The sequence below is a fragment of the Trueperaceae bacterium genome, from assembly GCA_023954415.1.
Classification (GTDB): domain Bacteria; phylum Deinococcota; class Deinococci; order Deinococcales; family Trueperaceae; genus JAAYYF01.
In genome coordinates this window covers 295,239-307,548 of the sequence record JAMLIB010000001.1, presented here as the reverse complement: position 1 = coordinate 307,548, position 12,310 = coordinate 295,239, and the positions used below count along the sequence as shown (strand labels likewise).

Genomic DNA, 12,310 nt, shown 5'->3' with positions numbered 1-12,310 from the left:
TTGCACTCAGCGGTCCGAAGTGCCGAGCCGGGTCGCCTCACCCCTACGGCAACGACCTCAGGTACGGTTCGAGCCGGCGCGCGCCGGTCGGTGTTCCTAAGGCGTCGACAGCGAGGGATTCCAGGAAGAAGCGGGCGAGGTTGCCGATGCGGGGCGAGCTGCGGTCCGCCGCCCACAGCAACGGGCGCGTGGCGCCGGACCCGAGGCGCAGCACGCGGGGCCGGCGGCCGGCGACGCGGAACGCGAGCTCCTCCAACTCACGGTAAGTGAAGACGTCGGGGCCGCCGACGTCCCAGCTTCCCGCCGGCCCCGCCAGGCGCTCCACGATGAACTCCGCGAGGTCGGCACCGTGGATCGGGTTGACGCGCGCTTCGCCGGAGCCGACCGTGAAACCCACCCCTTTCCTGGCCATGAGCAGGAAGTCCGTGATGTCGGAGAAGTACCCAGAGGGGTTGACGATCTGCCCAGCCACGCCGCTGCGGCGCAGCACCTCGGAGAACGCGTGCTTGGCCCGCATCGTCAGCGACGTGCCGCTGTCCGAGTGCAGCACGTTGACATAAAGGAACGACACCACCCCGTGCCGCTCGGCATCCTCGAGGAGCCGAAGGTTGCCTAGGAAGTCGATGTCCCATGGGCTCGCCTTCTGCCGGGTGACGCCAAGCGCCGACACCACGCGCGTCGCTCCTTCGCAGGCGTCCCGGAGCGTGGTGGGGTCCCGGTAGTCGACGACGCGCCACTGCGCGACATGCCCGGCGAGGCTGGGCGCACCGAACGCACCCGGCGCCTCCGCCCGCTCTCGCGAGCGGACCAGCGCGCGTACGCCGTATCCGCGCGCGTCCAGCGCAGTGACCACGTGCCGACCGAGGTACCCGGTCGCTCCCGCCACGACGATCGTCTCACTCATCCTCGGCTCCATTCGTGTACCGCCTGGTACACGAACTCAGTTTACGATGAAGGCGATGCCTCGTCCAGCCCGCCCACTCGACACGGCCGCGGCGGACCGCCTCTGCGCGGTCGCGGCGGAGGCGTTCGCCGCCCGCGGCCTGGAGGGGGCGTCCCTCAACGGCATCCTGAGCCGCGCCCGGATGGGCAAGGGCTCCTTCTACCACCGCTTCGCTGACAAGGCGGCCTTGCACGACTGGGTGACCGAACGTCTGTCCACTGCGTTACTCCGCGAGATCCGTCCACCGCAACCGCCTACCCTCACCAGGCAGAGCTTCCGGGACGAACTGGTCGGCCTCCTGGCACGCCTCGGGCACGTGGCGCTCACCCGACCGGAGTTGATGGACCTCGGCCGCATGTTCCACAACTCCGCCGACGCCCCGCCCGAGCGGGCGATCACGACGGTGCGACGAGCGGTGAACGACTGGATCGGCGGTGTGCTCGAGACCGGGCAGGCACTCGGCACGGTCCGCACCGACCTCCCCCCCGACCTCCTGACCGCGTTGGCGATCACCACCCTCACAACCATCGACCAGTGGGCACTCAACAGCAAGAACGACACCACCACCCGCAGCGCAACGGCAACCACCGCCATCGGCATCTTCTGGAACCTGATCACCAGCGACGAGGAAACCGCCTGACAGCAACGCCGGGGCCTCTCACGCCGTCTAGGCGCACGGATGCGGTTCACGGCCGAAGATCGGGTCGTGAGCGCGCTCCTCGGAACGCATCCGGGGCGGCTTCGGGCAGCCTTCCGTCGTGGGAACTTTCATCCTGACAGGCCGCGCCGGACCCGGGACAATAGTCCCGAAATGTCGGGAAACGCCTCTGTGATAGATTTGTGACAGTTTCAAGCCGTCCCGACCGGCCCGGCGAGCGTTCAGCACGGGTTCGGCGGTCCGGTGTCTTGTAGGGAGGTCGATCGGAGCATCATGAACTGCGTTTCACAACGGCCAGCGCCAGCCAGAGCGACCCGGCCACTCATAGTCGTGCAGGCGGCAGGTCAACCTGAGGCGCGCTGCTGGGCCACCGGCTGATGCCTCAGCTCTTCCCTCCCAACTCGAACTCGTTCGTCACCTGGGCCGTCTGGGCCGGCGGCATCTTCGCCGTGCTCATGATCGTCGCCCTCCCCTTCTACGCACGCGTCTCCAACAACGCCGTCGGCGTTCCGGTGGCGCAACCGATCGACTACCCGCACAACCTCCACGTCGTCCAGGTCGGCCTCGACTGCCGCTACTGCCACACCACCGTCGAGACCTCCAACACCGCGAGCGTGCCCCCTACCGAGACCTGCATGGGCTGCCACTCGCAGCTGCGCGTCGGCACCCCGCAGGTCCAGGCCGTCGTCGATTCCTGGAACTCCGGCACCCCGATCGCCTGGAACCGCGTCAACGAGCTGGCCGACTACGTGTACTTCAACCACAGCGCCCACGTGAACAACGGCGTCGGTTGCAGCACGTGCCACGGCCGCATGGACGAGATGGCGCAGGTCTGGAAGAACGAGCCTCTGACCATGGGCTGGTGCCTCGAGTGCCACCGGAACCCGGCGACGGCTCTGCGGCCCGTGAGTGAGGTCTTCAACATGGCGTACCAACCGCTCGCCGACCCCAAGGCGCAACTGGCCCTGGGCGCCACCCTCGTGGAGGCGTACCACATCGACACCGACAAGCTCACCCAGTGCTCGACGTGCCACAGATGAGCGACGTCCAGATCGACTTCAGCGACATCCGCGCCAAGTTGGCCAACCAGGAAGGCCCCGCCTACTGGCGCAGCATCGACCAGCTCGCCGAGACGGAAGAGTTCAAGCTCTTCTTGCAGCGCGAGTTCCCACGCCAGGCGGCTCCGATCGAAGGCAGCTTCGAGCGGCGTGACTTCCTCAAGCTCCTCGGAGCGAGCATGGCCCTCGCCGGGCTGAGCGCCTGCGCCAGACCGCCCCTCGCGCACGAGAAGATCGTGCCGTACGTCAAACAGCCCGAGCAGATCACGCCCGGCCGTCCCCTTTACTTCGCGACCGCCGTCACGTACGCGGGGTACGCCGAGGGGGTCCTCGCAGAGAGCCACCAGGGCCGCCCGACCAAGCTGGAAGGCAACCCCGACCACCCGGCGAGCCTCGGCGCCACCGGCGCGATCACGCAGGCGCAGGTCCTGACCCTGTACGACCCCGACCGCGCGCAGGAAGTCCTCCAGCGGGGCCAGCCCAGCACGTGGGCCGACTTCACGTCCGCCCTCGCCGACGCTCTGGCCGGCCTGCCCGGCGGCGACGGCTTCGCGCTCCTCACCGAGAACGTGACCTCGCCGACCCTGGCCTCCCAGATCTCCGACTTCCTTGGCCAGTACCCGCAGGCGCGGTGGTTCCAGTACGACCCCGTCCATCCGGACAACGTGGTCGCGGGCGCCCGCCAGGCCTTCGGCCAGGACGCCACGCCCGTCTACGACTTCCGCGCCGCGGACGTCGTCGTCGCGCTCGACGCGGACTTCATGGACTCCGGCCCCGGCAGCCTCGCGCACGCCAGGGCGTTCGCCGACGCGCGCCGCCTGAGGCGCGCCACGGACACCATGAACCGCCTCTACGCGTTCGAGACGAGCCCTACGCACGCGGCGTCGCTCGCCGACCACCGCGTGGCGCTCAAGCCGAGCGACGTGGCCGCGCTCGCCGCCGCGTTGGCCGCATCCGTGGGCGCCTCGGCCCCCGCGGCCCAGCGCCCAGCAGCCGTTAGCCAGGCGCTCTTCGACGCGCTCGTCGAGGACCTGGAGGCGAACCGCGGCAAGTCGCTCGTCGTGGTCGGCCAGGACCAACCGCCCGTCGTGCACGCCATCGGCCACGCGCTCAACGCCGCGCTCGGCAACGTCGGCACGACGGTGAGCTACCTGCAGCCGGCCGCCGCCAGGCCGGCCGTGCACCGCGAGGAGCTCGCCGAGCTCGTCGGCCTGATGAACGGCGGCTCCGTCGAGGCGCTCGTCATCATCGACGCCAACCCCGTCTACACCGCCCCGGCGAGCCTCGACTTCGCCGGCGCCCTCGCCAAGGTCCCGTTCTCGGCCAGGCTGGGCCTGTACGACGACGAGACCGCCGCGGCGGTCACGTGGAGCCTGCCGGAGTCGCACTTCCTCGAGGCGTGGGGCGACGCGCGCGCCTTCGACGGTACCGTGACGATCAGGCAGCCGCTCATCCTCCCCTTCTACGCGGGTAAGAGCGACGTCGAGCTCCTAGGCGCCCTCCTCGGCAACCCGAGCACCGCCGGTTACGACGTGGTGCGCAACTACTGGCGCGCCAACGTCACGGGCTCCTTCGACGACTTCTGGCGCGAGAGCGTCTACCGCGGCACGGTGGCGGGCAGCCGCTCGCAGCCGGCCACGGTCTCCGCCGCCCCCGTCACCGGGGCGCTCCCGACCGCGGCGAGCATCGAGCTCAAGCTCGTGCTCGACGACTCGCTGCAGGACGGCCGCTTCGCCAACAACGGCTGGCTCCAGGAGCTGCCGAAGGCCTTCAGCAACCTCACGTGGGACAACGCGGCGCTCATGGCGCCCGCCACCGCGGAAGCTCTGGGGGTCCAGACGGGCGATGTCGTCAAGCTGACGAGCGGCGGCAAGGACCTGAGCGCCCCTGTCTGGGTGCAACCCGGCCACGCCGCCGGCGCGATCACCCTGGCGCTCGGCTACGGCCGCTCCCGCGCCGGCAAGGTCGGCACGGGCGTGGGCGTCAACGCCTACCAGCTCCTCGACCACACGGCGGCCGGCGCCCAGCCGGTCACGGTCGCGAAGACGAACGACTCGCACTCGCTCGTCAGCACTCAGACGCACCACAGCCTGGAAGGCACGGGCGAGGCGCGCCACATCGTGCGCTCCGGCACACTCGCGGAGTTCCGCGCGGCGCCCGAGCACCCGCACTTCGTGCACCCGGTGGCCCACCACGAAGCCGACCTCTACCCGGACTTCGAGTACAAGGGCTACAAGTGGGGCATGGTCATCGACCAGACGGTGTGCACGGGCTGCAACGCCTGCGTGGTCGCCTGCCAGTCGGAGAACAACATCCCCATCGTCGGCAAGGCGCAGGTCGCGCGCGGCCGCGAGATGCACTGGATCCGCGTGGACAACTACTACTCGGGCAGCCTCGACGACCCGCAGTTCTTCCACCAGCCCATGCCCTGCCAGCAGTGCGAGAAGGCCCCGTGCGAGCCCGTCTGCCCCGTCGGCGCGACGGTCCACGACTCGGAGGGCCTGAACGTGATGGTCTACAACCGCTGCGTCGGCACGCGCTACTGCTCGAACAACTGCCCCTACAAGGTGCGCCGCTTCAACTGGCTGCAGTACGCCGAGCTCGCCACGGACGCCACCCCCCTGTCGCTCGCCAACAACCCCGACGTCACCGTCAGGTCGCGCGGCGTCATGGAGAAATGCACGTACTGCACCCAGCGCATCGCGACGGCCCGCATAGACGCCTCCGTCGAGGACCGCAAGATCCGCGACGGCGAGGTGGTCACGGCCTGCCAGTCGGCCTGCCCCACCCAAGCCATCGTCTTCGGCGACCTCAACGACCCGACCTCGCAGGTCGCGGCGGTGAAGGCCTCGCCGCTCAACTACTGGATGCTCGAGGAGTTGCAGACCTTCCCGCGCACCACCTACCTCGCCAAGGTCAAGAACCCCAACCCCGCGCTCGGTAGCGCGGAAGGGAGCCACTGATGGCGGTCGCTGCCGGCAAGCGCAAGACCCCCTTCAAGGAGACGAACCGCGTCATCAGGCCCGGCGAGACCTACGGCGGCATCGACGACGCCGTGCTCACGCCCGTCCTGGCGCCTCTAGGCAAGACGCCGCTGTGGTGGTGGATCGGTTTCGTCATCTCGGCAAGCGTGCTCCTCGTGTACCTGGTGTCCGTGGTCAAGCTGATCACGACGGGCATCGGCATCTTCGGCAACAACATCCCCGTCGCCTGGGGGATGCCCATCATCAACTTCGTGTGGTGGATCGGCATCGGTCACGCCGGAACGCTCATCTCCGCCGCGCTGCTCCTCTTCAGGCAGCCGTGGCGCACCACCGTCAACCGCTTCGCCGAGGCGATGACCATCTTCGCCGTGGTCTGCGCCGGCCTCTACCCCATCCTCCACCTCGGCCGTCCGTGGGTCTTCTACTGGCTCGTCCCGTACCCCAACACCTTCGGGCTCTGGCCGCAGTTCCGTAGCCCGCTCGACTGGGACTTCTTCGCGATCGGCACCTACTTCACGATCTCGCTCGTGTTCTGGTTCATCGGCCTCATCCCCGACCTCGCGACGCTGCGCGACCGCTCCAAGACGCAGTTCCAACAGCTCCTGTACGGCGTACTCGCGCTGGGCTGGAACGGCTCGACCAAGGCGTGGCAGCGCTACCAGCGGGCGTACCTGCTCCTGGCGGCCGTCAGCTTCCCGCTGGTGCTCAGCGTGCACAGCACGATCGCCATGGACTTCGCCGCGGCGCAGCTGCCGGGCTGGAACAACACGATCATGCCGCCCTACTTCGTGGCCGGCGCCGTGTTCGCCGGCTTCGCGATGGTGCTCATCCTCGCGGTGCCCCTACGCAAGGCGTTCCACCTCGAGCACCTCGTCACGTTGCGGCACCTGGACAACGCCTCGAAGCTCATGCTCGCCACGGGCATGATCGTCGTGTACGGCTACTTCATCGAGATCTTCACCGCCTGGTACTCGGGTGTCGAGTTCGAGCGCTACATGATCTGGAACCGCATGTTCGGGGACCACGCCGTCTTCTTCTGGGCGCTGATCTTCTGCAACTTCGTGGCCATCCAGCCGCTCTGGTTCCGCAAGGTCAGGCAGAGCCCGTGGGCCCTGTTCTTCATCGCCATCATCGTCAGCGTCGGCATGTGGCTCGAGCGTTTCGTGATCTTCGTCGTCTCGCTCACGAAGGACTTCCTCATCTCCTCCTGGGCCGACTACGTCTCGACCTTCTGGGACTGGTCCTTGTTCATCGGCAGCCTCGGCCTCTTCTCCACCCTCTTCTTCCTCTTCATCCGCCTGCTGCCGTCGATCGCCACGGCCGAGACGAAGGAGACGGCCTACCACGACCACCATCACGGCAGCGACGCCTTCGAGCGCGCCCGCATGGAGTACTTCCACGCTGAGGAGCCGGCATGAGCAGCGCCACCCTCGCCCACACCGCCTCGACGTCGGACCTCTACGGGCTCGTGGCCCAGTTCGACAGCGTCGAGGCCATCAGGGAGGCCTCGACGCGTGTCCGCGACGCCGGTTACACGAGGATCGACGCCTACACGCCCTTCCCGGTCGAGGGGCTCGACTTCGACCTCGGCATGAAGCCGACCCGGCTGGGCTGGGTGGTGCTCATCATGGGCATCACGGGCGGGCTCGGCGGGTTCTTCATGCAGTGGTACGCGAACACGACCCACTACCCGCTCGTCTCGGGCGGCAAGCCCCTCAACAGCTGGCCGAACTGGATCGTCATCATGTACGAGTGCACGATCCTCTTCGCGGGCCTCACGGCCGCCATCACCATGCTCGTGCGCAACGGGCTGCCCCGGCCGTACCACCCGATATTCAACACCCCGGGGTTCGACAACGCCATGCGCGACCGCTTCTTCCTCTGCATCGAGGCGCGCGACCCCAAGTTCGACCTGGGCTCCACCCGCGCGTTCCTCGAGGGGCTCTCTCCTCTCGTCATCTCGGAGGTGGAGAAGTGACGCAGGCACTCGCACCGGCCGCGCCACGAGCCCGCTCCCGGGCCGAGCGCGTGAGGCGCGGTCTCTTGGCCGCCTGCCTCCTCGGCACGCTGCTCCTCACGGGCTGCGGGCGCAACATGTACGACCAGCCCAAGGCGAAGGCCTTCGAGTCCTCCCCGTTCTTCGCGGACGGCTCGGCCATGCGCCCGCTGCCAACGGGCACCGTCTCGCGCGAGTTCGGCGCTCTCGACCCCGCCTACCTGACGGGCATGGGGCCGACGGGGTTCCTCTCCGAGCTGCCCGTCGAGCTGACCGCCGACCTCCTCCAGCGCGGCCAGGAGCGGTTCAACATCTACTGCTCGCCGTGCCACAACTTCAACGCCGACGGCCTCGGGGCGACGGTCCTAAAGGGCTTCCCCCAGCCGGCCAACTTCACGACGACCCAGCGCTTGCTCGACGCCCCCGTCGGCTACTTCTACAACGCCATGACGAACGGCTTCGGGCGCATGTACAGCTACGCCTCGCGCATCCCGGTGGCGGACCGCTGGGCCATCGCCGCGTACGTCAAGGCGCTGCAGCTCAGCCAGAACGCGAGCCTGGCCGACGTCCCGACCGACGCGACGCTCGCGCCAAGCGCACCGGAGGCCAACCGATGAGCTCGCTCAAGCTCCCACCCATCAACACGGGCAAGGCCCAGATCGGCGGCTTGGTGGTCGGGGCGGTGGCGCTGCTCGTCGCCGTCATCCTCGGCTTCGCGGGCCACGCGGAGGGCTTCTTCCAGTCCTACCTGTTCACCTACCTCTTCTGGCTCGGCATCTCGCTCGGCTCGCTCATGCTCCTGTTCGTCGTGCACCTGGCGGGCGGGTCGTGGGGCGCCCTCATCAGCCGGCCGCTCGAGGCGGCCGCCGGCGCCGTGCCGCTCTTCGCCCTGCTCTTCCTGCCGATCCTCTTCGGCATGCGGGACCTCTACCCGTGGACGGACGCCGCCTACGTCGCAGCCGAGCCGACGGTCGCGGCCAAGACGGCCTACCTCAACACCACGTTCTTCATCGTCCGCGCCGTGGTCATCTTCGCCGTGTTCACGCTCGGCGCCTTCCTGTACCGCCGCCTCGGTAAGCGCCAGGACGACGACTCCGCTACGTCGGCCCGCACGGGCTACCGCATGAAGAACCTGAGCGGTCTATGGGTGGTCGTCTACATCCTGACGATGACCTTCGCCGCCTTCGACTGGGCGATGTCCGTGACCCCGACCTGGTTCTCCGGCATCTACCCCGGCATCATCATGGCCAGCCAGGTCATCTCCGCGCTCGCCGTGGTCATCCTCGTGATGGTCAACCTGGCGCGCGTCAACCCGACGATCGACAAGCTCCTCACCCCGAAGCGTCTGCAGGACCTCGGCAACCTCCTCATGGCCGTCACGATGTTCTGGGCGTACACGCAGATCTCGCAGCTGATCATCCAGTGGTCGAACAACGTCGTCGAGACGGCGACGTGGTACACGCTCCGCCTGGGCCCCGAGTGGGTGGGCCTGAGCGCGTTCCTCCTGTTCTTCGGCTTCTTCGCCCCGTTCATGATCCTCTTCTCGCGCTGGGTGAAGCGCACGCGGCGGGCGCTCTCCATCGTCGCCGTATGGGCGCTCGTCGTGCAGTTCCTCAACTACTACTGGTTCCTCGTCCCCGCGTTCGGTCGGGCGGGCTTCCAAGTCAGGCTGCTCGACGTGCTCCTGCTCGTGGGCCTCGGCGGCATCTGGGTAGCCGTCTACGCGCGCGCGCTGGCCGCACGCAACGTGGTGCCCGCCAACGACCCGCGGCTCCTGAAGGTGGTCGAACACCATGCCTGACAACAGCCGCGGCTACTTGTTCAGCGAGAAGCAGGTCCGCTCCGCCGTCGCCCTCGGGTCGGCCGGCATGGGCGTCATCCTGCTCGCGCTGCTCTTCCTCGCCACCTCCCGACCGCAGGGAAAGTACCAGATCCTCGACGGCTCCGCGCATCAGGCCGACCTCCAGGCGGCCGTCGCGAGCATCACCGGCTACGAGGACTTGGGCGGCGGCAGGGCCCGCATCGACATCAACCGCGCCATGGAGCTCGTCGCCGAGCGCGGCGTGGTCAACCCGGGCTTCTACTCCGCCGCCCCGATGGTCGCACCGGCAGCGCCGGCAGCCGCGGCGCCCCCCACCCCCGCCACGCCGGATGCCTCCGGGGAGGCCGGCGGCGGTGCGGCGGTGCAAACGAGCGCTCCGGCCCTGCCCGACGGTGAGCCCCTGTACATGAGCACGTGCTCGGCCTGCCATCAGGCTACGGGCATGGGCATCCCCATGGCCTTCCCGCCCCTCGCCGGGCACGCCCCCGAGCTGTACGCCGCGGACCGCGACTACCCGGTCGAGGCCATCGCCTTCGGCCTCCAAGGCAGCATCAGCGTCCACAACACGACCTACAACGGCGTCATGCCGTCGCACTTGCACCTGCAGGACGCCGATATCGCCGCCATCCTCAACTACGTCATGACGGCCTGGGGCAACGAGGCCGACCTGCCGGCCGGCTTCGAGCCGTACACGGCCGCCGACGTCGAGGCGGTGCGGGGCATGATGCTCATGGCGACGGAGGTCCACGCCAACCGCGTGGCTGCCGGCCTGGACTGACCCCGCAGTCGATAGCGCCTACAGGAAGGGCCCGCGCGGATCGCCGCGCGGGCCCTCTCTTGGTAGCGCCCGGCCGTGCGCGCAAGCTCAGACGTCCAGGTGCGCGAGGTGGGCGTTCGTCTCGATGAACTCGCGGCGCGGCGGCACCTCGGTGCCCATGAGGATCTCGAAGGTCTCGCTCGCCTCAAGGACGTCGTCGATGGTGACGCGCTTGAGGATGCGCGTCTCCGGGTTCATGGTCGTCTCCCAGAGCTGCTCGGCGTTCATCTCGCCCAGACCCTTGAAGCGCTGGACCTCGAGCTTCTTGTCGCGGTTCTGCCGCTGGACCTGTGCGAGGGCCGCCTCGTCGTAGACGTACTGCATCTCCTTCTGCCGCCCGATGCGGAGGCCGTAGAGGGGCGGCTGCGCGATGTAGAGGTAGCCGGCATCGATGATGGGGCGCATGTAGCGGTAGAAGAACGTTAGGAGCAGCGTACGGATGTGCGAACCGTCCACGTCGGCGTCCGTCATGATGATGATCCGGTGGTAGCGGACGTCTTCGATGCTGAAGTGGGCGTCGTCACCCGTGCCCTCGATGCCGGCGCCGATGGCGGCGATCATCGCGCGGATCTCGGCGTTCTTCAGGATCTTGCCGAGGTTGGCCTTCTCGACGTTCAGGATCTTGCCGCGTAGTGGGAGGATGGCCTGGAAGCGGCGCTCCCTGCCCTGCTTGGCCGTGCCGCCGGCCGAGTCGCCCTCGACGATGTAGACCTCGCTGACGGACGGGTCCTGGGACTGGCAGTCGGCCAGCTTGCCCGGTAGGTCGTCGTTCTCGAGGGGGTTGGCGCGCCGCACGAGGTCGCGCGCCTTGCGGGCGGCCTCGCGGGCCCTCGCGGCCTGGGCCGCCTTGTCGATGATGGCCCTGCCGACCTTGGGGTTCTCCTCGAGGGCCTCCGTGAGCTTCTCGTAGACGACGCTGTTGACGGCCGTCTGCGCCTCGGCGTTGAGGAGCTTGACCTTGGCCTGCGACTCGAACTGCGGGTCGGGCAGCTTGACGGAGATCACGCAGGCGATGCCCTCGAGGAAGTCGTCGCCGGTGGGCGCCGCCTCCCCCTTCTTCAGCATGTTCTTCGCCTTGGCGTAGTTGTTCAGCGCGCGCGTGTAGGCGCTCTTGAAGCCCGTCAGGTGCGTGCCGCCGTCGCGGTTGGTGATCATGTTCGCGTAGGTGAGGACGGTCTGGCCGTAGCCGGCGGTATGGATGAGGCCGACGTCGACCTCGACGTCGTGAGCGCCCCCGTCAGTCGGGACCGTCGCCGTGCCCTTGATGGCGATGGCCTTGTCGTAGAGGGCCGTGCCTTCGCGTGCCAGGAACGTGGCGTAGGCGGCTACCCCGCCGACCTCGTGGAACGTCTCCGTGCGCGGGGCGGCGCCGCGGTTGTCGGTCAGCACGATGCGCACGCCACCCGTGAGGTAGGAGAGCTCGCGGAGGCGGCGGCGGACGCGGCTGTAGTCGAACCCTTCGATCTCCTTGAAGACGGAGTGGTCGGGATGGAACGTCACGGTGCTGCCGGAGACCCCCGCCGGGGCGGTGCCGATGACGTGCAGCGGCTCGGAGACCGCGCCGTTCTCGAAGCCGATGCGGTAGAGCTTGCCGTCGCGCCGCACCTCCGCGACGAACCAGTTGGAGAGGGCGTTGACGACCGAGCTACCGACCCCGTGGAGGCCGCCGGACACCTTGTAAGCGCCGGCGTCGAACTTGCCGCCCGCGTGGAGCTCGGTGAAGATGACCTCGATGGCCGGGCGCCCCTCGCGCTTCATCACGTCGACCGGTAGGCCGCGGCCGTTGTCCGTCACGGTTGCCGAGCCGTCGGCGTTCAGCGTCACCTCGACCGTGTCGGCGTAACCGGCCAGGAACTCGTCGATGGCGTTGTCGATGATCTCGGTTAGGAGCTGGTGGTAGCCGTCCACCCCCGTGCCGCCCTGCACGTACATGGCCGGGCGCTTACGTACCCCCTCGAGACCGCGTAGGACCTTGATGCTGTCGGCAGTGTAGTCGTTACCGCTGCCGTTGCCGTTCTCGTGACCGTTCAAC

At 68.5% G+C, this 12,310-nt stretch carries 10 protein-coding genes; 8 read left to right on the top strand and 2 right to left on the bottom strand.

What is annotated here, in order from left to right; all coding sequences use genetic code 11:
• Window positions 1-43: 43 nt before the first annotated feature.
• Window positions 44-904, bottom strand: a complete 861-nt coding sequence (locus M9914_01330; GenBank protein MCO5172813.1) for an NAD(P)H-binding protein — start codon at window positions 902-904, stop codon at window positions 44-46.
• 55 nt (window positions 905-959) lie between these two features.
• Between M9914_01330 and M9914_01325 the strand changes: the two genes are divergently transcribed.
• The 8 genes from M9914_01325 to M9914_01290 all read left to right on the top strand — a co-directional run bounded on the left by M9914_01325 (window position 960) and on the right by M9914_01290 (window position 10,239).
• On the top strand, window positions 960-1,583 hold the full coding sequence (locus M9914_01325) for a TetR/AcrR family transcriptional regulator (GenBank protein MCO5172812.1): 624 nt from the start codon (window positions 960-962) through the stop codon (window positions 1,581-1,583).
• 395 nt (window positions 1,584-1,978) lie between these two features.
• Complete coding sequence (locus M9914_01320; protein MCO5172811.1) at window positions 1,979-2,641, top strand: cytochrome C; 663 nt, start codon at window positions 1,979-1,981, stop codon at window positions 2,639-2,641.
• Window positions 2,638-5,622 carry a TAT-variant-translocated molybdopterin oxidoreductase gene (locus M9914_01315; GenBank protein MCO5172810.1) on the top strand — a complete coding sequence of 995 codons (2,985 nt, stop codon included), beginning with the start codon at window positions 2,638-2,640 and terminating at the stop codon, window positions 5,620-5,622. The genes M9914_01320 and M9914_01315 overlap by 4 nt, the downstream gene beginning before the upstream one ends.
• Entirely contained in the window at window positions 5,622-7,061 is a 1,440-nt protein-coding gene (gene nrfD, locus M9914_01310; protein MCO5172809.1) for a polysulfide reductase NrfD, read from the top strand. The genes M9914_01315 and nrfD overlap by 1 nt, the downstream gene beginning before the upstream one ends.
• A complete protein-coding gene (locus M9914_01305; protein ID MCO5172808.1) occupies window positions 7,058-7,621 on the top strand; it encodes a DUF3341 domain-containing protein in 564 nt (187 codons plus the stop codon). The genes nrfD and M9914_01305 overlap by 4 nt, the downstream gene beginning before the upstream one ends.
• Entirely contained in the window at window positions 7,618-8,256 is a 639-nt protein-coding gene (locus tag M9914_01300) for a cytochrome c (GenBank protein MCO5172807.1), read from the top strand. The genes M9914_01305 and M9914_01300 overlap by 4 nt, the downstream gene beginning before the upstream one ends.
• Complete coding sequence (locus tag M9914_01295; protein ID MCO5172806.1) at window positions 8,253-9,440, top strand: hypothetical protein; 1,188 nt, start codon at window positions 8,253-8,255, stop codon at window positions 9,438-9,440. The genes M9914_01300 and M9914_01295 overlap by 4 nt, the downstream gene beginning before the upstream one ends.
• Window positions 9,433-10,239: a cytochrome c gene (locus M9914_01290; GenBank protein MCO5172805.1), complete on the top strand. Its 807-nt coding sequence runs from the start codon at window positions 9,433-9,435 to the stop codon at window positions 10,237-10,239. The genes M9914_01295 and M9914_01290 overlap by 8 nt, the downstream gene beginning before the upstream one ends.
• Window positions 10,240-10,326: 87 nt before the next feature.
• Here the strand turns inward: M9914_01290 and M9914_01285 are convergent, their stop codons facing one another.
• Complete coding sequence (locus M9914_01285) at window positions 10,327-12,309, bottom strand: type IIA DNA topoisomerase subunit B (protein MCO5172804.1); 1,983 nt, start codon at window positions 12,307-12,309, stop codon at window positions 10,327-10,329.
• Between the last annotated feature and the right edge of the window lies 1 nt (window position 12,310).